The following is a 22,432-nucleotide window of genomic DNA, read 5'->3' on the forward strand; positions in this document are numbered from 1 at the left end:
CCTGGCACTTTCACGGCCCGCCGGCGGTCTGTGGCGGGTTTTGCCGTGCGGCCTTGATCTTGAATGCGAGAATCCACCGGAACTGGCTGTGTGCAGGAGCGATCAGGAGGGTGCACGATGCGGTATGCGATGACGTTGGGGTGTGTGGTGTCGGCGGCGGTGCTGCTGACGGGGTGCAGTCAACCCAGCGAGGGGATAAAACCGGTGGCGGCACCGTCCACCACCGCTGCCGACATGCCGATGACCGCAGGCACGTCGGCCCCAGCATCCGTCCCGGCCACCACCAAGGCGCCTGCACCGCCGCCGCTGGTGGTCACACCGGACAAGGTCGAGACGATCCTGAGCTCGCGCGCCGAGGTCGGGAAGATTCTGGGAACGACGCTGGAGTACGAGAACAATCGATCGGCACCGCCAACGGACACGGTGAGCGGTCCACCGGACTGTGTGAACCTGGACAATCCGCGAGCCGGTCAACTGGGATCGGAGTGGACCACATACCGCTGGAACTATTACCGCGAGACCAAGGACAGCAGCTCGTACATCGTGGGTCAGGTGGCCGTCCTGTATCCCACGCGCGAGGAGGCTTCCGCGGCCTTCACTCGGTCATATCCGCTGACCATCTCCAAAACATGCGTTGACGCGGGGATTTCCATGTTGAACGACAAGTGGAAGATCAGCAGCATCACCAAGGTCACCGACACCGCGGCCACATGGGCTCAGCTTCAGATCGCAGAGGGCACGCCCTGGCACTGCTTCTTCGACTTCCGTAACAAGAACAACGTGCTCTTCGGGGCGTACCTGTGCCAGTTCGGCGATGGTGTGCCCGGGGTTACGACCATTGCCGACCGGATCGCGGCGTGGATTCCGGAATGAAGGGGATGAAGGTGACTGGCACATCGGTGTATCGGAAGGCCGTGGTCGCGGTGTGTGCGGCAATCGTCCTGACCGGGTGTTCGATCTTCGGGGGTGGTCAGAAGGATCCGGCGACTTCTGGGTCGGCCGCGCCGTCGGGTACCCCGAAGACGTCGACCACCGTCTCGGAGAACGCGATCAGTCCGGATACCGCCAACTCGCTGACTGTCCCCAAGGACGACGTCGGCGAACTCATCGGATCCACGCTGGACTACGAAGGGAAGTCTTCGGATCCACAATCGTCGACAATCGAGGGCAAGGAGTCGTGCCGGGCTCTCCTGGTGCCGTTGACGACCGATATCGGCAGCACGTGGACCACCTATCGAAACGTGTGGTACCAGGAATCCAAGGACACCTACGATCACTCGATCGGGCAGCGCGTCTTGTTATACCCAGCCAAAGATGCTGCGGCGGAAACCTATTCGAAGGAGTTCCCGGTCACGGTCCGCGAGTGTTCAGGTGAGGACATCAAGACCGACACGGCGACCTGGCGCGTAACCGTGCGTGAGGTGTCGCAAGACCGGGTGCAATGGGTGCTTGAGCAGATCGAAGATGGTCAGCCCAACGGATGGCGCTGCAACAAGGCGGCACGCATCATCGACAACGTGCTGTTCTCGGCGACCGTCTGCCAGCGCGGTAATGGCGTACCCGCGATGAAGGCGATCATGGACAGGATGGCGGCGGCCACCAAGCCCAAGTAAGCCAGCCTTCGCGAGGGGCGTGTAACACTGGGCGCGAGTAACCCGATGTAGCCATGATTTGGGTCGATGCGGGTCTGAAATCGACAGGGAGGGATTTGGATGCGTTACGTATTGACGGCCGGATGGCTTGGTCTGGCTGCGATGCTCGCGGTGAGTTGTGGCACCGACTCGGAAGGTATCAAACCGATCCCGGTCGGTGCGACCGCGACATCGGGCGCGCAGGTCGATTCGCAGGACGCGGTGTCCCCGACAAGCCCCAAGACCACCGCACCGTCCGTCACGACGTCGCTGGAACCGCCTCCGCCGGTGATTGTGACCCCGGAGAAGGCCGAAGCCACGCTGATCTCTGCCGATGACGTCGGCAAGATCGTGGGCTCGCCGCTGACCTTCGAGGTGAAGAGCTCGACTCCGGAGGATTCGCCGAGAAGCGGCAAATGTGAGGCGCTGGCCGGACCGTTCACTGACGTTCTGGGTGACGAATGGACGACGTACCGGCACGTCGTACAAAAGGAGTCAAAGGAGCGGTACGACCACATTGTGTGGCAGGCGGTGGTGCTGTTCGCCGATGCGAAGACCGCTGCAGACCAGATGAAAAAGGCATTCCCGGACTCGTTGAAGAGCTGTGTCGACACCGAGCAGCCGACCGGCGACCTCGACTGGCGGGTGGAGAGTTTCTCTGCCGAGGGGAAGACGGCGAAATGGGTCGAACAGCAGCTCAACGATGGCAAACCATCGGCTTGGAGATGCTTTTTCGAGTACCGGGCGAAGAACAATGTGGTGTTTGGTACCCGGCTGTGCCAAGCGGGCAATGGAGCGCCGGCGGTGACCGCGATCGTCGACCGCATGGCCGAATGGATCCCGGAATGATCGCGGCGAAGAAAATGACAGGGGGGTTTATGGCAAGCACGTTTGGTGGCACGACGGTGCGGACGGCGCTGTGCGCTACGGCAATCGCGGCGCTGGCGTTATCCGGGTGCTCCACCCAGAAGGAGGCCACCGGCACCTCGACGGCTGCCACCACAACCACGTCACGGTCGGTCAACGCCCCTGCGCCGGGCCCCACGCGCAGCGGGCCCGCGGCTCTGACCGGGTGGCCCGGACAGGACAAGATCAGTGAGGATGCCATGGTGGCGGCGCTATTCACCGACGAGGAGATCGCGAAGGCTCTCGATACCGAGGTCGCCAAGACCAACAAACGGGAGAAGCCCTTCACGGCCACGGAGTCCGACGACGCGAGTTGCAATGTGACGCAAGGGTTGACGGTCGAGTCCGTGGGTAAGGACTACGAGACGTTCCGCGGAACAGAGATGCTGCTCGGGGACGCCAAGAATCCGGACGCCCAGGTGTACCAGGCGATCGCGGCATATAAGGACAAGAACGCCGCACAGACGCAGTTCACGACGGCCGTCGACGCGATCAACGAATGCGACGGAACGACGTACAACTTCACCGATCCGGACGGCGAGAAGGTGCCCGTCACGGTGTCGGTTTCGTCCGCGAACGCCAAGAAGGCGAACTGGGCGCTCACCTACGGCCCGAGTAAGTACCGCTGTTTCGTGTCGTACAACGGCGTAGCCAACGTGATTGTGCAGACGCAGGTTTGCGCACGAAGCAATTCAAAGCAACTCGTGCAGAAGATGGCCGACAGGATTGTCGACAAGCTGCAGCTGAGCTGACGAGCCACCTGGATCCCAGTGGGGACTGGACCCGGGCAGGGGGACGAGGATGGCGGCCCGACCATCGGGGGGCAGGCCGACGTCTCTCGAAATGAGCTCGGGTGGGCGCGCGGGGGTCGCGACCACCCGAGTCTCACAAGTTCTGTAGGCGAACCTGCCCGCGTGCGATTGTCCGGCCCTCGTCGTCGGTGATGGTGACAAGCCACAGCTGCTGACGACGGCCTCGGTGTATCGGCGTGGATGTGGCGGTGAGCGTGCCCGATGAGATGGCGCGCAGGAAGTCGGTGTTGTTGTTGACGCCGACCACCGCGCTCTCCTCCCCCAACACGTTGGCGCGCCAGATGTACCCGGAGACGCTCGCCACGCTCTCTACCACCGAGCAATACACGCCCCCGTGCACGATCCCGTTGGGTTGCAACAGGTTTTCGGTGATCGTCAGGCTGGCGGACACTCCCTCGGGTGTCACCGAGGTGTATTCGAGCCCCACGAGCTGGTCGAAGGGCGCGGTGGGCATCTGGCTGAGGCGCTCCGGCGTGTCAGGCATTCGATGTTCATATCAGTGCGGCATCCGATAACGAAGAAGTGCCCCACCTGCCGAAGCAGGTGGGGCACTTCCTTCGAGTGGACCGGGGGTCTCTGCAGCCCTCAGGACTCCGGCGCGGTCCGGGTGTCTGGTCGCGCTGTAGCGCGTTCGACGTTTCCAAGGATAGGCAAGGCTTCCCTAAATTGCAAGGGCTTTGTGGCGAACCGGCAATCCGAGTGTCATGAAGCGGTCGAGGATCGCCTGTCCGCGCCGCATTCCATCGGTCTCACTGGACCGCGCGAGCAGCGGAACGTGAGTCGCCGCCCCCACCACGGTCGAGCCGACCAGCTGCCACATCTGTCCGATTTCCATAGCCCCGGAACTGATCTGTGACAGTCGCGTGAACAGGGGTGCGAGTGCGCGGTGGCATCGGTGTGCTGTCCACGCAGCGAGTGCTTCCTCGCCGGGGAAGACCACGACCTGTTCGCGGTCGCGGTCCGGGTCATCGGGCAACACGCGTAGCGTCGGGTCCACGACCCCCGCCCAATCGATGCAGCCCTCGGAATCGAAATAGACCCACAGGTTCCCTAGGCCCGGATCCCAGGCGCGGCCCTCCAGCACGACCAGGGCGACTAATCGGCCGACTACGGTGTGGACGAGAGCGTCCGCGAGCTGATGGACAGCGACGGCATCGCTGCCGGTCTCCTCGATGGCGCGGGCGTACATCCGCTCAAGCCGGTCGGTGTTCAAGGCGCGTGCGAGCGGCCACCATCGGCGCCGGCCGACATCGGACATGACGGCGACGCCGTAGGCCCGCGGGCATTCCGGATACAGCTCGCGAAGCCGACTGCTCGATTCGTGCAGCGGCAGTGATTGGCGGATGGACATCCCGGCGATCAGCGGATCGTCGGCGATGAGACTCCTGGTCGAAGAGCATCGGTCGATGGCCAGTGTCACAGTTGGCAGCCTCCCTTCACGTAGGCAAGATAGGTAAGCCTAACCACATGTAGGATGACATCGCCAGGTGCGGGTGTTGTGACTGCCCTCACCGAAGCTCCTGATCTCGGGCCGTGTTGACGGATTTGGCCCACATGGTGAGACGGAATCGAGCGCTGGAACAAAGACCGAGCTATGGATCGTTGGCTGTCAGAAGAAGTACGACTGGATGTAGTACGGCACTGCGTCGGAGGTAAACGTAGAATGTTCGGAATGGCACGCCTGGGCGAACTTGAACGCGCGGTGATGGACCATCTGTGGTCCTCTCCCGAGCCCCAGACTGTCCGCCAGGTCCACGAGGCACTGTCGTCGCGGCGTGACCTCGCCTATACGACCGTTATGACCGTGTTGCAACGTCTCGCGAAGAAAGATCTGGTGGTTCAGCACCGCGATGATCGCGCGCACCGCTACGCACCCGTGCATGGCCGCGACGAGCTTGTCGCGGGCCTGATGGTGGACGCGTTGGCGCAGGCCAACAACTCGGGTGCCCGCGAGGCGGCCTTGGTGCACTTCGTGGAGCGTGTTGGCCCCGATGAGGCCGATGCACTGCGCCGTGCACTGGCCGAGCTCGAAGCCAAAGATCCATCTGCTGGCGGTCGCCCCACCGAGTAAGGGACACTAGTTATGTGTCCGCCCTGGCGTTCGCGATTCTCGCGCTGCTGCTGACCGGTCCCGTACCGGCGTTGCTCGCGCGTGCGCGCTGGCCATACCGCGCTCCACGTGCCGCGATGGTTCTGTGGCAGGCCATTGCCGCGGCCGCCGTTCTTTCCGCGTTCAGTTCCGGGCTTGCGATCGCGAGCAGACTTCTCGTACCGGGGCCGGATGGCCACCCCACCGCCACGATCACCGGTGAAATCGACCGCCTCGGTTGGGGTTTGTGGCTGCTCTACGTCACGGTGTTCGCGATCACGATCCTCATCGGCATCCGGCTCATGGTGTCGGTGATCCGGGTGGGTGTACGTACCCGCCGCCGGCGCGCCCATCACCGGGCCGTCGTCGACCTGCTGGATCACAAGCGGTACTGCGAGAACTGGCGCGGGGGCTACGACATCCATCGCCGGCGTGACCACGATCTTCGGGTGCTGGAAGTCGACGAACCCTTGGCCTACTGCTTGCCGGGTGTGCGGAGCCGTGTGGTCGTCAGCGAGGGAACGCTGAGCACACTGGGACACAATGAGGTGACCGCCATCGTCGCGCACGAGCGCGCCCATCTGCGCGCGCGCCATGACCTGGTACTCGAGGCTTTCACCGCCGTCCACGACGCGTTCCCGGTCATCGTGCGCAGCAAGAACGCGCTGGACGCGGTCAAGCTGCTCGTCGAGCTGCTCGCCGATGATGCCGCGGTCAGGACGGCCGGCCCTACTCCCCTGGCCCGCGCACTCGTCGCGTGCGCGGGTGGCCCGACTCCGGTCGGTGCGATGGCGGCCGGTGGCCCCACCACCCTGATCCGGGTCCGGCGCTTGGGCGGGAGCGGGAACAGCCTGGTCCTGTCGTGCGGCGCCTATGCGGCCGCTGCGGCCATACTGGTGGTGCCGACGCTGGCTGTGGTCATCCCATGGTTCACCGAACTTCAGCGCTTGTTCAGCAGTTAACCCGTGAGTAGGTGACCCGCGCTCGCGGGTCGGAAGTGACTGCGCGAGAATCGGCGATGAGCCGCTTGCGCGCAGAGCATCCGGTTCAGACGAGCCGCTTGCGCGAAGAGTGAACGGCTTTGGTGCGCAACACGTCAACGAAAGGATGTGCTGGTGACGGCTGCAGACGGCTCGGCGCAGGGAAAAGCTCAGATCGGCGTGACGGGGCTGGCCGTCATGGGATCGAATATCGCGCGGAACTTCGCACGGCACGGATACACCGTCGCCCTGCATAACCGATCGGTCGCGAAGACCGACGCGCTGTTGGCCGATCACGGGTCCGAGGGAAACTTCATTCGCAGCGAGACGGTCGAGGAGTTCGTCGCGGCCCTCGAGCGCCCGCGCCGCGTTTTGATCATGGTGAAGGCCGGTGATCCCACCGATGCCGTGATCGAAGAGCTCGCATCGGCGATGGAGCCCGGCGACATCATCATCGACGGCGGTAACGCCCTGTACACCGACACTATTCGCCGTGAGGCCGCGCTGGCCGCACGGGGACTGCACTTTGTCGGCGCGGGAATCTCCGGTGGCGAGGAGGGCGCGCTGAATGGCCCCTCGATCATGCCCGGCGGCCCCGTCGAGTCCTACAAGGCGCTGGGTCCGCTGCTGGAATCCATTGCGGCACACGTCGATGGCACGCCCTGCTGCACGCATATCGGCCCGGACGGGTCGGGGCACTTCGTGAAAATGGTGCACAACGGCATCGAGTACTCCGATATGCAGCTGATCGGCGAGGCCTACCAACTGCTACGCGATGCGCTGGGTATGTCGGCACCCGATATCGCCGAGGTCTTCACCGAGTGGAACAGCGGTGAGCTGGAGAGCTATCTCATCGAGATCACCGCCGATGTGCTGGCCCACACCGACGCCAAGACTGGACGGCCCTTGGTCGATGTCATCGTCGATGCCGCCGAGCAGAAGGGCACCGGTCGCTGGACCGTAAAGTCCGCCCTGGACCTCGGTGTGCCCGTTACCGGCATCGCCGAGGCGGTCTTCGCCCGTGCACTGTCCGGATCACGCCCCCAGCGTGCCGCCGCGGCCGGTTTCACCTCCGGATCGCTGGGCGAGAAGCCAAGCGATGCAAAGCAATTTGTCGAAGATGTGCGACAGGCACTGTACGCATCGAAGATTGTGGCGTACGCGCAGGGCTTCAACCAGATCGCCGCGGGTAGCGCCGAGTACGGCTGGAACGTCAAGCCGGGTGACCTGGCCACCATTTGGCGGGGTGGCTGCATCATCCGCGCCCAGTTCCTCAACCGCGTCAAGGAGGCTTTTGCCGACGAGCCCGGCCTGGCCACGCTGATCGCCGCCCCGTACTTCCGCACCGCCGTTGAAAACGGCATCGACAGCTGGCGTCGCGTCGTGGTGACGGCGACGCAGCTGGGCATTCCGGTCCCGGGCTTCGCCTCGTCGCTGTCGTACTACGACGGTTTGCGCACCGATCGCCTGCCCGCCGCCCTCACCCAGGCGCAGCGAGACTTCTTCGGTGCGCACACCTATGAGCGCGTGGACTCCCCCGGCAAGTTCCACACCCTCTGGAGCGGCGACCGTAGCGAGGTAGAGGCGTAAACCGGACGCCTCGGTAGGCATAAGGAAAGCGATACTGTGCAGTTTCTAGACGGGCAGCGGCCACCGTACGACCTCACCTACGACGATGTCTTCGTGGTACCGAACCACTCGGATGTCATCTCGCGGTTCGATGTCGACCTGACCACCGCAGACGGCACCGGCACCACGATCCCGATCGTGGTCGCCAACATGACGGCGGTGGCGGGGCGACGGATGGCCGAGACCGTCGCGCGCCGTGGCGGAATCACCGTGCTGCCCCAGGATCTTCCGGTGCAGGCGGTCGCGCAGACGGTCGAGTTCGTCAAGAGTCGCGATCTGATCTACGACACGCCGGTGACCCTGGCGCCTGATGACTCGGCGGGCGAGGCGGTGGCGCTGATCCACAAGCGCTCGCACGGGGCCGCGGTGGTGCTGGAGGACGGTAAGCCACGGGGGCTGGTCACCGAGGCTGCCTGTACCGGCATCGACCGGTTCACCCGCGTGCACGACATCGCGACCACCGACTTTGTCGCGGTGCCTACGGGGACCGATCCGCGGGCGATCTTCGATCGCCTGGCCGAGGCCCATGTGCCGGTGGCGGTTGTGACGCGCCCGGACGGAACCATGGCGGGGATCCTCACCCGTACCGGGGCGATCAGGGCTGGTTTGTACACACCGGCCGTGGATGCGAGCGGACGCCTGCGTATCGCCGGCGCGGTCGGTATCAACGGCGATGTCCGCGCCAAGGCGACGGCTTTGGCGCAGGCCGGCGTGGATCTCCTAGTCATCGACACCGCGCACGGACACCAGCAGAAGATGATCGAGGTGCTGGGATCGGTCGCGGAGCTATCGCTGGGCGTGCCCATCGCCGCGGGCAATGTGGTGTCGGCGCAGGGCACCCGGGATCTGATCGGGGCCGGTGCGGACATCGTGAAGGTGGGTGTGGGCCCGGGCGCCATGTGCACCACCCGGATGATGACCGGCGTGGGTCGCCCGCAGCTGTCTGCCGTCATCGAATGTGCAGCGGCCGCACGGGAACTCGGCGCCCATGTGTGGGCCGACGGTGGAGTCCGGCATCCACGGGATGTCGCCCTGGCGCTCGCGGCGGGTGCTGCCAACGTGATGATCGGTTCCTGGTTCGCCGGCACGCACGAATCTCCCGGAGATCTGCAGCTTTCTCCCAGCGGCCGCCGCTACAAGGACAGCTTCGGGATGGCGTCCAAGCGTGCGGTGGCCGCCCGCACCGCCGGTGACAGCGCCTTCGACCAGGCTCGCAAGAGCCTGTTCGAGGAGGGCATTTCCACCTCGAAGATCGAATTGGACCCGCAACGTCCCGGTGTTGAGGACCTCATCGACCACATCATCTCGGGCGTGCGCAGCACCTGCACGTATGTCGGCGCGCGCACGCTGGCCGAGCTGCACGAACGGGTGGTTCTGGGCGTCCAGTCGGCCGCCGGATTCGCCGAGGGGCGCCCGCTTCCCGAAGGTTGGTAACCGTCCTCCCTCGATGGTTAAGTACCTGCTGGCCACATGCACCGTTACCATGAGCCTCACGACGGTCACACCGTGTGATCACTCAACCTAAGGGGCCAGCCAGCGGTGACGCTCTTATTCACCGGGCTGAGCTTGCTTGCGTTCATCGCGCTGACCGCGGGGACGGCGCTCTTCGTGGCTGCCGAGTTCTCCCTGACCGCATTGGAGCGCAGCTCCATCGAGGCGCGCGCCAAGACCGGTGATAGCCGGGACAGGATGGTCAAACGGGCGCACAGCACGTTGTCGTTCCAGCTGTCGGGGGCCCAGCTCGGCATCACCATCACGACACTCGTGACCGGTTATCTGGCCGAGCCGGTGATTGCGCGCCTGCTCACGCAGGCGATCGGATACACCGGAGCGACGGTCAGCAGCGCGATATCGCTGGCGCTGGCGCTCGTCATCGCCACCTCGATATCGATGATCTTCGGTGAGCTGGTGCCCAAGAACTTCGCCTTGGCGCGCCCTATCTCGACGTCACGCGCCACCGCGGGGCCCATGGTGCTGTTCTCTGCGGTATTCGCCTTCGCGATCCGCGCGTTGAACGGCATCGCCAACTGGGTGCTGAGGCGCATGGGAATTGAGCCCGCCGAGGAGCTGCGATCGGCGCGTTCACCCCAGGAGCTGGGGTCGCTGGTGCGCACCTCGGCCCGCAGCGGCGCGCTGGACGAAACCACCGCGGTGCTGGTGGACCGTTCGCTGCGGTTCGGAAGCCGCACCGCCGAGGAACTCATGACACCGCGCACCGAGATCGAATCGCTGGAGGCGACGGACACTGTCGCCGACCTGATCGCCATCGCTGTAGACACGGGCTTCTCGCGGTTTCCGATCACCGAGGGTGATCTTGACGCGACGATCGGCATCGTTCACGTCAAGCAAATCTTCGAGGTGCCACGGGATCGCCGTGCCACGACCACGCTGGCGAGTCTGGCCCGGCCGGTCGCGGTGGTGCCCTCGACTCTCGACGGCGACGCGGTCATGGAGCAGGTGCGGGCCAACGGCATGCAGACCGCGTTGGTGGTCGACGAGTACGGCGGCACCGCCGGACTGGTGACGGTCGAGGACATGATCGAGGAGATCGTGGGTGATGTGCGGGACGAGCACGATGACGCAACGCCCGACGTGGTGTCCTCCGGGGGCGGTTGGGTGGTGTCGGGTCTGTTGCGCATCGACGAGGTCTCGGCAGCGACCGGTTACCGGGCCCCCGAGGGTGAGTACGAGACGATCGGCGGTCTGGTGCTCCAGGAGCTCGGTCACATCCCGACCGTCGGCGAGACCGTCGAATTGTCGGCGGTGGTGCCGGACCATCCGTTCGCTGAGCTGCCCCGCTGGAGGGCCCGGGTCGCGGGCATGGACGGTCGACGGATCGACCAGATCGAGCTCACCGAGCTGACTGACACCGACGCTCGGGGGAATGACCACGATGGGTAGCAGCATACAAACAGAGATACTGAGCGTACTGCTCACCGCCGCATTGCTTTTGGCGAACGCGTTTTTCGTCGGCGCCGAATTCGCCCTCATCTCCGCCCGCAGGGATCGGCTCGAGGCACTGGCGGAGGCCGGCAAGAAGCGCGCGGTGACGGTGATGATGGCTGGCCAGAAGCTGTCTCTGATGCTCGCCGGTGCCCAGCTCGGCATCACGATCTGTTCAATCTTGTTGGGCCGCATCGGGGAGCCCGCCGTAGCGCACCTTCTGGAACGTCCTTTCGAGCTGTTGGGCGCCCCCTCGGCGGTGACGCACACCGTCGCGTTCGTCATCTCGCTGTCGATCGTGGTGCTGTTGCACGTGTTGCTCGGTGAGATGGTGCCCAAGAACATCGCCATCGCCGGTCCGGAATCCGCGGCCATGCTTCTGATTCCGCCCTACCTGGTCTACATCCGGCTGGCACGGCCCCTGATCGCCTTCTACAACTGGTGTGCCAACACCGCGTTGCGGATCGTCAAGGTCCCGGTGAAGGACGAGCTTGAGGTCACGGTGTCCACCGTGGAGCTTTCGGAAATGATCGCGGAGTCGCTGTCTGAGGGGCTGCTTGACGAGGAAGAACACACCCGGTTACGGCGCGCGCTGCAGATCCAGCACCGGGTGGTCGCGGACGTGGTGGTGCCCGCTAACCAGATTCGATCGATCGTCGTATCGGGCTCGGCGCAGGCGCCTTCGGTGACCGCTGTGGAACGTGTCGTGGCCGAAACTGGTTACTCACGATTCCCAGTCATTGGACCCCACGGGGATTACCTCGGCTATCTGCACATAAAGGACGTCTTGAGCATGGGGGACGATCCAGAGGCGATCATCGACCCCGCGTTCATTCGGCCCCTGCCGCGGTTGCACGGTTCGGTTCCGCTACCGGAGGCGCTGTCGACATTGCGTCGTAGCAACAGTCATCTGGCGCTCATGTCAACCACCGACGGCAGCGTAGTGGGCCTGGTCACACTGGAGGATCTGGTGGAGGATCTCGTCGGCACCGTGCGTGACGGAACTCACCGCATATAGCGCGGTTTCGGGGTTGATGGCTACCAATGAGTAGGATCATTGTTCACCGATTCGCAAGAGCGTCCGGTCCCAGACCCACAAACAACACAGAGGAGTTGCGATGAGTGATCGCGTCGATGTGGGCAACCTGCGCGTGGCGCGGGTGCTATACGACTTCATCACCAATGAGGCCCTCCCGGGCACCGGTGTGGATGCCGACGCTTTCTGGGCTGGGGTCGACAAAGTAGTCACCGATTTGGCTCCGCGGAACCGCGAGCTCCTCGACCGGCGCGACGACCTGCAAACTCAGATTGATCGCTGGCATCGGCAGCGCGCCATCGAGCCGCTGGATCAGTCGGAGTATCGGGAGTTCCTCACCGAGATCGGATACCTGGTTCCGGAGCCTGAGGATTTCACCATCACCACCGCCAACGTGGACGACGAGATCACCACGACGGCAGGGCCGCAGCTGGTTGTTCCGATCTTGAACGCGCGCTTCGCGCTCAACGCCGCCAATGCACGCTGGGGCTCCCTCTACGACGCGCTGTACGGCACCGATGTCATTCCGGAAACCGATGGGGCCGAGAAAGAGGCCCCCGGCACAGGTGGGTACAACAGGATCCGCGGCGACAAGGTCATCGCGTATGCGCGCGAGGTGCTCGATGGTGCGGCGCCGCTGGCGGCCGGCTCGTGGAAAGACGCCATCGGCCTGAAGATCGACGACGGACAACTGCTCATCGATTTGGGCGACGAACTCTCCACGGGGCTGCGGAATCCCGACCAGTTCGTGGGCTACACCGGCAAGCTCGGCAAGCCACAGTGGTCGGTGCTGCTCATCAATCATGGCCTGCACATCGAGGTTCTGATCGACCCCGACTCCCCGGTCGGATCCACCGACAAGGCTGGCATCAAGGATGTCGTGCTGGAATCGGCGATCACCACGATCATGGACTTCGAGGACTCGGTGGCCGCCGTGGACGCCGAGGACAAGGTGCTCGGGTACCGAAACTGGCTGGGACTCAACAAAGGAGACCTGTCCGAGGATGTTTCCAAGGGCGGCAAGACATTCACCCGGGTGCTCAACGAGGACCGCGTGTTCAACACCCCGGACGGCAAGGGTGAGCTGACCCTGCCGGGCCGCAGCCTGCTGTTCGTCCGCAACGTCGGCCACCTGATGACCAATGACGCCATCGTGGACGCCGCGGGCAACGAGATGCCCGAGGGCATCCAGGACGCGCTGTTCACCAGCCTCATCGCCATTCATGGCCTGCGTTCCGGCAAGAAGAACGGTCCGCTGAAGAACAGCCGTACCGGGTCCGTCTACATCGTGAAGCCCAAGATGCACGGGCCCGAGGAAGTGGCCTTCACCGCCGAGCTGTTCGGCCGCGTCGAAGAGGTGCTCGGACTTCCGCACGCCACCCTCAAGGTCGGCATCATGGACGAGGAGCGCCGCACCACCGTCAATCTGAAGGCCGCCATCAAGGCCGCCTCGGATCGCGTGGTGTTCATCAACACCGGCTTCCTGGACCGCACCGGCGACGAGATCCACACCTCGATGGAAGCCGGTCCGATGTGCCGCAAGGCCGTCATGAAGTCGCAGCCGTGGATCCTGGCGTACGAGGATCACAACGTCGACACCGGGCTGGGTGCCGGCCTGGCCGGCAAGGCGCAGATCGGTAAGGGCATGTGGGCCATGCCCGACCTGATGGCGGACATGGTCGCGCAGAAGATCGCGCAGCCGCGCGCGGGAGCCACCACAGCGTGGGTGCCGTCCCCCACCGCGGCGACCCTGCACGCGCTGCACTATCACCAGGTTGACGTCAAGGCGGTGGACCAGGAGCTCGCCGGTAAACACCGCGCTGAATTGGAGTCATTGCTCACCATCCCGTTGGCTGAATCGCGTCACGACTGGACCGCGGAGGACATCCGCGAGGAGATCGACAACAACTGCCAGTCGATCCTGGGCTACGTGGTGCGCTGGATCGACCACGGAGTCGGCTGTTCCAAGGTTCCGGACATCCACGACGTGGCGCTCATGGAGGACCGCGCTACCTTGCGTATCTCCAGCCAGCTGCTGGCCAACTGGCTGCGGCACGATGTCATCACCGAGGACGAGGTGGTCGAGGGTCTCAAGCGGATGGCACCGGTTGTCGATCGGCAGAACGCCGGCGACAAGGACTACCGTCCGATGGCTCCGGACTTCGACAGCAACATTGCCTTCGAGGCCGCCAAGGAGCTCATTCTGGAGGGTAAGGATCAGCCGAACGGGTACACCGAGCCGATCCTGCACCGGCGCCGTCGCGAGTACAAGGCCGCGGCGGCCAAGTAGCGGATGGCCGTCGGGCGTGCCTTTACCTCGTGGTGCAGGGTACGTCTCCGTGTCTATTTGGACGCGGTTTGGTTGCGCGCACCGTGGTATCGGCGGTCAGGGACAGTAGACTCGGGCCGACGCGCAGCGGGGCGCGTACTCAACCGCTGAACAAGTATTTAGACACGATCAGAAGGGTCGCGACAACACATGGGCAGGCACAGCGCATCTGGGTCGGGTAGCCCAAACGATCGGGACGACAACGACCATTGGGACGCGGACTCCGAGCCGGTGTACGAGTCGAGCTCCGGTTCAGAGTTCGACACAGGCAGCTGGCAGCGGTCGCACCGCAGCGGCGGTAGCAACTGGGGCGTCAGCAAGGGGCTGGTCGGCGTCGTCGCGGCCGTGCTTGTGGTGGCCGTGTCCATCGGACTGTGGTGGTACTTCGACAGGCGGACGACCGACAACCAAGCGGAGGCCTCCGCGACCTGCGTGCACGGAAACAACGCCATCGCCGTGGTTGCCGATCCGTCCATCGCGGACCGGATTGGCGAGTTATCCGAACGGTTCAACCAGAAGCACGAGGTGATCGGCGACTACTGCTTCACCGTCACGGTGCGCCCGGCAGATACGACCAACGTGATCAAGGGGCTGACGGGTCAATGGCCCGCCGAGCTCGGAGCGCAACCGGCGCTGTGGATTCCGGGGAGCTCGATCTCCTCGGCGCGGCTGAAGGCGGCTTCGAAGACCAACATCGTGAGCGACAGCCGGTCGTTGGTTAGTACGCCGGTCGTGATTGCGACCACCCCACGGCTGCGCCAGGCCATTCCTGCCGATAAGAGCTGGGCGGATCTGCCTGCGCTGCAAAATGTTCCGAACTCACTGGACGGTTTCGGTCTTCCCGGTTGGGGCTCGTTGCGATTGGCGCTGCCCTCGAGCGGTAACGCAGATGCGGCGCAGCTGGCCGCGGAAGCGGTGGCGGCCGCCAGTGTTCGTCCCGGCGATTCGCCTGAGCTCGGTGCCGGCGCGGCCGCGTCGTTGGCCGCGACGGCTCCCAAGCTGCCCGCCAACAATCTCTCCGATGCCCTGGGTGCGCTGCTTGACGGTGGCGAGCAGCCCGGTGCCGCGGTGCACTCGGTGGTCACCACCGAGCAGCAGCTCTATGCCCGTACCCGCAGCAATGGCGACGCCAAGAAGGTCATCGCCGCATGGTTGCCCGCCGGGGCTACTCCGATTGCCGACTACCCCACCGTGCAGCTGGACGGTGCGTGGCTGTCTGAGGAGCAGCACACCGCGGCAAGCCAATTCGCGCGTTTCCTGGGCGATAAGGATCAGCTCAAGGATCTCGCGGCCGCTGGTTTCCGCGCCGAGGGAGCAGATCTGCCCAGTAGCGACGTGGTGAGCTTCGCGAAGATCGAGAAGCCGCTGACCATCGAGGACAAGGTTCGTGTCGCGCTGGCCGATGGCACGTCAACTGGCGCCGGGGCGACCACCATTATGTTGGATTCCTCGTTGTCCTCCGAGGGCGTGAAGTTGTCCGATGTGACTGGGGCGCTTGCCAACCGCATACGCACCGTTGCCCCGGGCTCTGGTGTCGGGCTCTGGACATATGACGGCAAGGAAGGCAACACCGTCGTGCGGTTGGGTGCAGCCTCCGACGATGTCGAGGGCGTGCCCAGGTCACAGAGTGTGGCCGATGCGTTGACGGCGCTGCAGCCGACCGCCAACGGTGCGGTGGCATTCACCACATTGCGCAACGTATACCAGGAAGCGGTCAACAGCTTCCGTCCGAATCAAGTCAACTCGGTACTCATCGTGGCGGGCCACTCGCACACCGATCAGAGCCTGGACAGTGCCGGCCTCATCGACACGATCAACCGCCAGAAGGATCCGGCGCGGCCGGTGCGCATCAACGTGATCGACTTCGGCAACGACTCCGATCAGCAGACCTGGCAGGCGCTCGCTCAGCAGACCGGTGGTGCCTACCAGAACCTGACGGCCTCGAACAGCCCGGAGCTGGCCGCAGCCATCACGCGCTTCGTGTCCTAGCCGCGAGCAGTCCCCCGCGCACGGAGGACTGCTCGGGCGACATCACTACTCGGCGAAGGCCTCGATTGGTGGGCAGGAGCACACCAGGTTGCGGTCGCCGTAGGCACCGTCGATGCGACGCACTGGCGGCCACACCTTGGGGCGGAAACCCTTTCCGAGCGGGTACGCCGCCTCAGTCCGGCCGTACGGGTGATTCCACTCGTCGGCGGTGAGAGATTCGGCGGTGTGCGGCGCCCCGCGCAGCGGGTTGTCCTCCACCGGCCACACTCCCGAGCCGACCTTGTCGATCTCGGCCTTGATCGCGATCATCGCCTCACAGAAGGCATCCACCTCGGCCAGGCTCTCGCTCTCGGTGGGCTCCACCATGAGCGTGCCGGCCACCGGGAAGCTCATCGTCGGTGCGTGGAAGCCGTAGTCGGCCAGGCGCTTAGCCACATCGTCGACGGTCACGCCGGTGTTCTTAGTGATATCCCGCAGGTCCAAGATGCACTCGTGGGCCACCATGCCGCTATCGCCGGTGTAGAGCACCGGGTAGTACTCGTCGAGACGGCGTGCCAGGTAGTTGGCCGAGGCGATCGCGGTCAGCGACGCCGCCCGCAGGCCGTCGGGTCCCATCATCCGGATATAGGCCCAGGTGATCGGCAGGATCGATGCCGAACCATAGGGCGCCGAGGACACCGGGGGTCCGGACGGCAGTTCGTCGGCGTACGGATGCCCCGGCAGGTACTGCGCGAGGTGGCTGCGCACCGCGACGGGCCCGACGCCGGGCCCACCGCCGCCATGAGGGATGCAGAACGTCTTGTGCAGGTTCAGGTGGCTGACATCGCCGCCGAAGCGCCCGGGACGGGCAAGTCCCACAAGGGCGTTCAGGTTCGCGCCGTCGACGTACACCTGTCCCCCGGCGTCGTGCACGGCCGCACAGATATCGGCAATGTCGTGCTCGTAGACACCGTGGGTGGATGGGTACGTGATCATGATTGCCGCCAGCGTGCTGGCATTAGCCGCGATCTTGGCCCGCAGGTCGTCCAGGTCGACGTCGCCGTTCTCTCGGCAGGCCACCACCACGACGCGCATACCCGCCAGGGCGGCCGAGGCGGCGTTGGTGCCATGAGCGCTCGACGGGATCAGACACACCTCACGCGCACTTTCGCCGCGGTCGATGTGGTACTGGCGGATGGCCAGCAGCCCCGCGTACTCGCCCTGCGATCCCGCGTTGGGCTGCAGGCTCACGTTGTCATACCCGGTGATATCGGATAGCCAGCCTTCGAGATCGGCGATCAGCGTGCGCAGGCCGCAAGAATCGCTCGCCGGGGCAAACGGATGCTGAGTGGCGAACTGCGGCCAGGTGATGGGCTCCATCTCGGCGGCGGCGTTGAGCTTCATGGTGCAGGATCCGAGCGGAATCATGCTGCGGTCCAACGCAATATCCTTGTCCGACAGCGCGCGCAGGTAGCGCATCATGTCGGTCTCGCTGTGATAGCGATTGAACGCCGGATGGGTCAGGTAATCGGAGTCTCGGGTCGCGATATCCGGGGGGCACGGGGCCTCCAGGGTGCCCTCGAACATGTCGGTCCCAAATGCCCGCAGCACGGACACGAGGTGCGGCAGGGTGGTCGCCTCATCACAGGCGATCGAGACGTGGTCGCCGTCGGGACTCCAGACGTTGACACCTTCGGCCTTGGCGGCCGCTTGGATCTCCGCGGCCTTGCCGGGAACGTGCACCAGCACCGTGTCGAAGAAGTGGTCGTACACCACGGTGTAGCCACCGCGCGTCAGCCCCGAGGCCAGCAGCTGCGCGTTGCGGTGCACCCGGGTGGCGATGCTGCGCAACCCTTCCGGGCCGTGATAGCTCGCGTACATGGCGGCCATCACCGCCAGCAGTACCTGTGCGGTACAGATGTTGCTAGTCGCCTTGTCGCGGCGGATGTGCTGTTCGCGGGTCTGCAGCGAGAGCCGGTATGCGGGTGCGCCGTCGGCGTCCACCGACACACCAACGAGGCGCCCGGGTAGCTGCCGGGCGTGCGCAGTGTGTACCGCGAGGTACCCGGCATGGGGGCCACCGAATCCCATGGGCACACCAAAGCGTTGGGTGGTGCCGAAGGCGACGTCGGCACCGATGTCACCGGGTGGCGCGATGAGGGTGAGGGCCAGCAGGTCGGCGCCCACAGCCACCAGTGCGCCGCGCCGATGGGCCTCGGAGATGACCGAAGTCCAGTCGTGCACCAACCCGGAGGCGCCGGGCAACTGCACGATCACGCCGAAGAACTCGCCGTCGGGCAGTCCCTGGGTGAGATCGGCGGTCACCACCTCAATGCCGAGCGGTTCGGCGCGGGTGGCGATGACGGCCGCTGTCTGCCCGTACACGTCGGCGTCGACAATCAGACGGCTGGACCCGGACTTCACGGCGCGATGCATGAGCGTCATCGCCTCGGCCGCGGCCGTACCCTCGTCGAGCATGGAGGCATTCGCGATGTCGAGGCCGGTGAGCTCTGCGACCATGGTTTGGAAGTTCAGCAGCGCCTCAAGGCGTCCCTGACTGATCTCCGGCTGGTACGGCGTGTACGCGGTGTACCAGGCCGGGTTTTCCAGGATGTGCCGGCGAAGTACCGGTGGTGTCAGCGTGTCGAAGTAGCCCTGTCCGATCATCGACACGGCAATCGTGTTCTGGCTGGCGAGTTTCCGCAGTGCGTCCAGAGCCTCGTGCTCGGATGCTGCTGCCGGGAGCGCGTCGAGGCCGGCGGCGAGGCCGCCGTGTTGCTCATCCAGGATGCTGGCCGGGACGGCCTTCGCGGCGAGCTCATCGAGGCTAGCCACGCCGATGGTGGCAAGCATGGTGTCGATATCAGCGGCGGTGGGACCGATATGGCGATCGGCGAAAGACATGACACTCCCGGAGGGCCGAGTCACGCGACAGGCACGCGACGGCGTCTCCCCTCCCTCTGTCATCAACCCGGTGCGGGCGCCTGAGAGATTCGGTCGTCTCACCGGGCGGATTCGCGGGGTGAGAAGCCTTTCCCCGTCGGCGGGTGATCTGATCGAAAGATCAGATCACCGCTTTTCAGAGGCATCGGGGCCGAGGGCGGTTCGGGGGCCTGAGAGATTGGCGGAGAGGTGTTGCTCCTTCGGCGGCCATGACTGGCGGTCATGACACTCTCCCGCCCACGGGCGATGCTTGACCAGTTTACGCGAGGTAACCCTCTGGTCCAGACCGCCGAGTGAGTGAAGCCGGATCAGCCGATTTTGCGGGCGCGATCCTTGCGACGGGAGGCCAGCTCGTCCTCGGGTGCCTCAATGGCCTCGCCGCCGTCGGCGCGCTCTCCCGGGAACTCGGCAATGGCGCCGGTCAGCTCGCGCATGGCACCGCTGACCGCGATGCCGAATACGCCCTGTCCGCCCTGCAGGAGGTCGACGACCTCTTCGGCGGAGGTGCATTCATAGACCGTGGTGCCATCCGAGAACAGCGTGATGTTCGCGAGATCCTCGACCCCCCGCTGACGCAGGTGTTCGACGGCTACCCGGATGTTCTGCAGCGAGATTCCGGTGTCCAGCAGTCGCTTGACGATCTTGAGGACCAGGATGTCTTTGAAGGAGTACAGCCGCTGGCTGCCGGAGCCGGCCGCGCCACGAATCGAGGGAACCACCAATGAGGTGCGCGCCCAGTAGTCCAGCTGGCGGTACGTGATGCCGGCAACCTGGCAGGCACTGGGTCCGCGGTAGCCAACGAGCTGGTCGGGAACGGAATCATCCGGGAAGAGACCCGGCTGGACAGGTCCGTCAGACGCGGATGACTCGGCGGAACCCGCCGCACTCCCATCCAGCGTCATGTCCAGCTGCCCCTGCTGCGGCTGTTCGACCACTTCTGCTCCCTCTCGCCGATCGCTTCGCCGGCTCTCGTGGCGCGGTTCTGAGAAATCCCCTGAGAAATTCCAAGGAACCGAGTCCGCCGGTAGTGCGTTCGTCCAAGCACGAATTCTCCGAGCATACGCTCCTTGCGCTGCCCCGTGCCGGCCGCTGAGTCAAATTATGGCCTCCGGGAAATCACGGTCAACGCGACGCGCCCGGGTCGAGACTGTAAAGGTCAGGTTGAGACTTACTCGTTACTTAAGGCCCTGTTTACGGGCCTTCTGTGGCCTTGAAGTCGTCGGGCGACACGCTGTCGAGGAACTCCTTGAACTTCTCGACCTCGTCTTCTCGCAGCGCTCCGCCGGAGTCCTCGTCGTCCTCGTCGGGAATGATCAGGCCCGCCTCGGCCAGTACGGCTTCCTCGACGTAGATCGGAACCCCTACGCGCAGCGCGATTGCCACCGAATCGGACGGCCGTGCCGATACCCGGATATCACTGTCGAAAACAAGGTCCGCGTAGAACGTGCCTTCTTGCAAATCCACGATCCGCACTTCCTTGAGTGAATGCCCAAGGGCAGCAATGAGATCGCGGATCAGGTCATGGGTGAGCGGCCGCGCCGGCTCCACCCCCTGCTGTTCCAGGGCAATGGCCGCAGCCTCGGACTGACCGATCCAAATCGGCAGGTATCGATCGCCGGCGGATTCCCGCAGCAACAACACCGGCTGGTTCTGGGGCTGCTCCACGCGGATTCCCACGACTCGAACTTCGCTCATCGTGCCCTCCAACACCAGTACTTCTGTCGTACCGCGAGTCTAGTCCTCAGCGATCGAGGACGCCGCGCACCGCGGACTTGATCATCGCGCCGTGGAGCGCGATCGATAGCGCCGCCACCTCCCGGATCAGGTCATCGGCGCGGTCGCGGGCTCCTGCCTTGTTGGCCTTGACGGTCGGGCCCACGATCTGGGCAATCAAATCGGTCTCGCGATCGACTGCCGATCGGAAGGTGCGCAGGTGCCGCGGCTCGACACCGTAGTCGGCCAGCTCGGCGGCGCACTGAACGATCAGGACCGTGTATTCGTCGAAAAAACCGCCTGGGCCGGAGGTGACGATTCCCGCCCTGATGAGCGAGGTCAGCAGCACCTCGTCAGCGCCGGAACGCGACAGCAGATCCTCGCGGCTGAGCCGGGTGGGACGTACCGATGGAAATCCTTGACGGGCAACACTGTTGGTTCCATCACCATCGGTGATGGCGAACAGGCGAGGGCCGCCGCTGAAACCCGCCACATCGGGCAGCGCGCCGTCGGGCTGGGCGTCAAGCTGCTCCTTGATCACCTTTAACGGCAGGTAGTGATCGCGTTGGGCAGTCAGGATGAACCGGAGCCGCTCGGCGTCATAGGCCGAAAACCGGCGATACCCCGACGCGCTACGCGACGGGGTAACCAGGCCCTCCGATTCGAGGAATCGAATCTTCGAGATCGTGACGTCCGGAAACTCCGGACGCAACAGGTCGAGTACCGACCCAATCGACATTCCGGTGAGAGCCGGCCGGTCGGGAGCTGTCACTGGCCACCCGGGGCGGTGTCATCGCCGGCCGACTTCGGCCCGGTCAGGAAGACCAGACGGAACTTTCCGATCTGCACCTCGTCGCCGTTGGCGAGAACCGCCGAATCCACGGGCTCGCGGTTGACATAGGTCCCGTTGAGGCTGCCCACGTCGACGACCTGGAATTCGCCACTGTCAAGCCGGAATTCGGCGTGACGACGGCTTACGGTGACGTCATCGAGGAAGATGTCGCTGTCCGGGTGCCGTCCGGCCGATGTGGTCGCCTGATCGAGCAGAAATCGCGATCCCGCGTTGGGTCCGCGCTTGACCACCAACAGTGCCGAACCGGCAGGCAATCCCTCGACACCCGACACGTCGGTAGCGGCCTGCGCGGGCGCTTCCAGCTCCGTCGCAAAATCGGCGCGGAACACCGAGGTCGTCTCCGCGGTGACCTCGCCTGACGTGTCGTCCTTGTCGTTATCGGTCACCATCGCTCCTTCTTCCTCGCCCCTGGAGGATTCGATTGTCAGTGCGGATCTCGCTGAGCTTGATGCTCTTCGCGACCCTTATCTGCCCTCATGCTCTTCGCGGCGAGCGCTCATCGCCGCTCATTTCCGACCGTACCGTCTGACTGCCCGCAACGGGCCACCTCTGCCTTATCGGCCAGTGGTCCACCCGAAATAGTGGTCATCGGACCGGTTG

19 protein-coding genes and 1 riboswitch are annotated in these 22,432 nt (G+C 64.8%); of the genes, 12 read left to right on the plus strand and 7 right to left on the minus strand.

All coding sequences use genetic code 11. From position 1 onward, the window contains the following. Positions 1–117 precede the first annotated feature (117 nt). The 4 genes from B4383_RS17995 (at position 118) to B4383_RS18010 (ending at position 3,289) form a co-directional block, all read left to right on the plus strand. On the plus strand, positions 118–873 hold the full coding sequence (locus tag B4383_RS17995; RefSeq protein WP_078292445.1) for a sensor domain-containing protein: 756 nt from the start codon (positions 118–120) through the stop codon (positions 871–873). Positions 874–884: 11 nt separating this feature from the next. Further along, positions 885–1,613 (plus strand): sensor domain-containing protein, encoded by a 729-nt coding sequence (locus B4383_RS18000; RefSeq protein WP_176126663.1) that lies wholly within the window; start codon positions 885–887, stop codon positions 1,611–1,613. Positions 1,614–1,712: 99 nt separating this feature from the next. Next, complete coding sequence (locus B4383_RS18005) at positions 1,713–2,480, plus strand: sensor domain-containing protein (RefSeq protein WP_078292447.1); 768 nt, start codon at positions 1,713–1,715, stop codon at positions 2,478–2,480. 29 nt (positions 2,481–2,509) lie between these two features. Then, positions 2,510–3,289: a sensor domain-containing protein gene (locus B4383_RS18010; protein ID WP_286143948.1), complete on the plus strand. Its 780-nt coding sequence runs from the start codon at positions 2,510–2,512 to the stop codon at positions 3,287–3,289. A gap of 133 nt (positions 3,290–3,422) precedes the next feature. Here the strand turns inward: B4383_RS18010 and B4383_RS18015 are convergent, their stop codons facing one another. Together B4383_RS18015 and B4383_RS18020 are read right to left on the minus strand one after the other, a co-directional pair. Continuing rightward, positions 3,423–3,833 (minus strand): PaaI family thioesterase, encoded by a 411-nt coding sequence (locus B4383_RS18015; protein ID WP_078292448.1) that lies wholly within the window; start codon positions 3,831–3,833, stop codon positions 3,423–3,425. A gap of 177 nt (positions 3,834–4,010) precedes the next feature. Then, positions 4,011–4,769: an iron reductase gene (locus tag B4383_RS18020; RefSeq protein ID WP_078292449.1), complete on the minus strand. Its 759-nt coding sequence runs from the start codon at positions 4,767–4,769 to the stop codon at positions 4,011–4,013. A gap of 243 nt (positions 4,770–5,012) precedes the next feature. Between B4383_RS18020 and B4383_RS18025 the strand changes: the two genes are divergently transcribed. The 8 genes from B4383_RS18025 (at position 5,013) to B4383_RS18060 (ending at position 16,344) form a co-directional block, all read left to right on the plus strand. Further along, positions 5,013–5,420: a BlaI/MecI/CopY family transcriptional regulator gene (locus tag B4383_RS18025; RefSeq protein ID WP_078292450.1), complete on the plus strand. Its 408-nt coding sequence runs from the start codon at positions 5,013–5,015 to the stop codon at positions 5,418–5,420. 14 nt (positions 5,421–5,434) lie between these two features. Further along, entirely contained in the window at positions 5,435–6,400 is a 966-nt protein-coding gene (locus B4383_RS18030) for a M56 family metallopeptidase (protein ID WP_078292451.1), read from the plus strand. 153 nt (positions 6,401–6,553) lie between these two features. Continuing rightward, positions 6,554–8,008, plus strand: coding sequence for an NADP-dependent phosphogluconate dehydrogenase (gene gndA / locus B4383_RS18035; protein WP_078292508.1), 1,455 nt, complete (start codon positions 6,554–6,556; stop codon positions 8,006–8,008). A gap of 36 nt (positions 8,009–8,044) precedes the next feature. Beyond that, a complete protein-coding gene (locus B4383_RS18040) occupies positions 8,045–9,481 on the plus strand; it encodes a GuaB1 family IMP dehydrogenase-related protein (protein WP_078292452.1) in 1,437 nt (478 codons plus the stop codon). 105 nt (positions 9,482–9,586) lie between these two features. Further along, positions 9,587–10,948, plus strand: a complete 1,362-nt coding sequence (locus tag B4383_RS18045) for a hemolysin family protein (protein WP_078292453.1) — start codon at positions 9,587–9,589, stop codon at positions 10,946–10,948. Beyond that, the gene (locus B4383_RS18050; RefSeq protein ID WP_078292509.1) at positions 10,941–12,008 is read left to right on the plus strand and encodes a hemolysin family protein; all 1,068 of its coding nucleotides are present in this window, start codon (positions 10,941–10,943) and stop codon (positions 12,006–12,008) included. Before B4383_RS18045 ends, B4383_RS18050 begins: the two co-directional genes overlap by 8 nt. A gap of 100 nt (positions 12,009–12,108) precedes the next feature. Then, positions 12,109–14,316: a malate synthase G gene (locus B4383_RS18055; RefSeq protein WP_078292454.1), complete on the plus strand. Its 2,208-nt coding sequence runs from the start codon at positions 12,109–12,111 to the stop codon at positions 14,314–14,316. A gap of 189 nt (positions 14,317–14,505) precedes the next feature. After that, positions 14,506–16,344 carry a substrate-binding domain-containing protein gene (locus tag B4383_RS18060; RefSeq protein WP_078292455.1) on the plus strand — a complete coding sequence of 613 codons (1,839 nt, stop codon included), beginning with the start codon at positions 14,506–14,508 and terminating at the stop codon, positions 16,342–16,344. Positions 16,345–16,389: 45 nt separating this feature from the next. On the opposite strand, the gene gcvP is transcribed toward B4383_RS18060, so the two are convergent. The 5 genes from gcvP to garA all read right to left on the minus strand — a co-directional run bounded on the left by gcvP (position 16,390) and on the right by garA (position 22,221). Continuing rightward, positions 16,390–19,227 carry an aminomethyl-transferring glycine dehydrogenase gene (gene gcvP, locus B4383_RS18065; RefSeq protein WP_078292456.1) on the minus strand — a complete coding sequence of 946 codons (2,838 nt, stop codon included), beginning with the start codon at positions 19,225–19,227 and terminating at the stop codon, positions 16,390–16,392. A 187-nt stretch (positions 19,228–19,414) separates the two neighbouring features. After that, positions 19,415–19,512: riboswitch (glycine riboswitch) on the minus strand. Between the two features lie 62 nt (positions 19,513–19,574). Continuing rightward, positions 19,575–20,201, minus strand: a complete 627-nt coding sequence (locus B4383_RS18070) for a MerR family transcriptional regulator (protein ID WP_078292457.1) — start codon at positions 20,199–20,201, stop codon at positions 19,575–19,577. A gap of 256 nt (positions 20,202–20,457) precedes the next feature. Further along, positions 20,458–20,961, minus strand: coding sequence for a bifunctional nuclease family protein (locus B4383_RS18075; protein ID WP_030097968.1), 504 nt, complete (start codon positions 20,959–20,961; stop codon positions 20,458–20,460). A 46-nt stretch (positions 20,962–21,007) separates the two neighbouring features. Continuing rightward, a complete protein-coding gene (locus B4383_RS18080; RefSeq protein WP_078292458.1) occupies positions 21,008–21,751 on the minus strand; it encodes a MerR family transcriptional regulator in 744 nt (247 codons plus the stop codon). Beyond that, positions 21,748–22,221, minus strand: coding sequence for a glycogen accumulation regulator GarA (gene garA / locus B4383_RS18085; RefSeq protein ID WP_078292459.1), 474 nt, complete (start codon positions 22,219–22,221; stop codon positions 21,748–21,750). Before garA ends, B4383_RS18080 begins: the two co-directional genes overlap by 4 nt. Positions 22,222–22,432 lie beyond the last annotated feature (211 nt).

Source organism: Mycobacterium sp. D16R24, assembly GCF_002013385.1.
Lineage (GTDB): Bacteria > Actinomycetota > Actinomycetes > Mycobacteriales > Mycobacteriaceae > Mycobacterium.

What these genes read in the sequence shown, in the direction of transcription:
- B4383_RS17995 (WP_078292445.1), top strand. Translation starts at nt 118, where the DNA reads ATGCGGTATGCGATGACGTTGGGGTGTGTGGTGTCGGCGGCGGTGCTG.
- B4383_RS18005 (WP_078292447.1), top strand. Translation starts at nt 1,713, where the DNA reads ATGCGTTACGTATTGACGGCCGGATGGCTTGGTCTGGCTGCGATGCTC.
- B4383_RS18010 (WP_286143948.1), top strand. Translation starts at nt 2,510, where the DNA reads ATGGCAAGCACGTTTGGTGGCACGACGGTGCGGACGGCGCTGTGCGCT.
- B4383_RS18015 (WP_078292448.1), bottom strand. Translation starts at nt 3,833, where the DNA reads ATGCCTGACACGCCGGAGCGCCTCAGCCAGATGCCCACCGCGCCCTTC.
- B4383_RS18025 (WP_078292450.1), top strand. Translation starts at nt 5,013, where the DNA reads ATGTTCGGAATGGCACGCCTGGGCGAACTTGAACGCGCGGTGATGGAC.
- B4383_RS18050 (WP_078292509.1), top strand. Translation starts at nt 10,941, where the DNA reads ATGGGTAGCAGCATACAAACAGAGATACTGAGCGTACTGCTCACCGCC.
- B4383_RS18055 (WP_078292454.1), top strand. Translation starts at nt 12,109, where the DNA reads ATGAGTGATCGCGTCGATGTGGGCAACCTGCGCGTGGCGCGGGTGCTA.
- B4383_RS18060 (WP_078292455.1), top strand. Translation starts at nt 14,506, where the DNA reads ATGGGCAGGCACAGCGCATCTGGGTCGGGTAGCCCAAACGATCGGGAC.
- gcvP (WP_078292456.1), bottom strand. Translation starts at nt 19,227, where the DNA reads ATGTCTTTCGCCGATCGCCATATCGGTCCCACCGCCGCTGATATCGAC.
- B4383_RS18075 (WP_030097968.1), bottom strand. Translation starts at nt 20,961, where the DNA reads ATGAGCGAAGTTCGAGTCGTGGGAATCCGCGTGGAGCAGCCCCAGAAC.
- garA (WP_078292459.1), bottom strand. Translation starts at nt 22,221, where the DNA reads ATGGTGACCGATAACGACAAGGACGACACGTCAGGCGAGGTCACCGCG.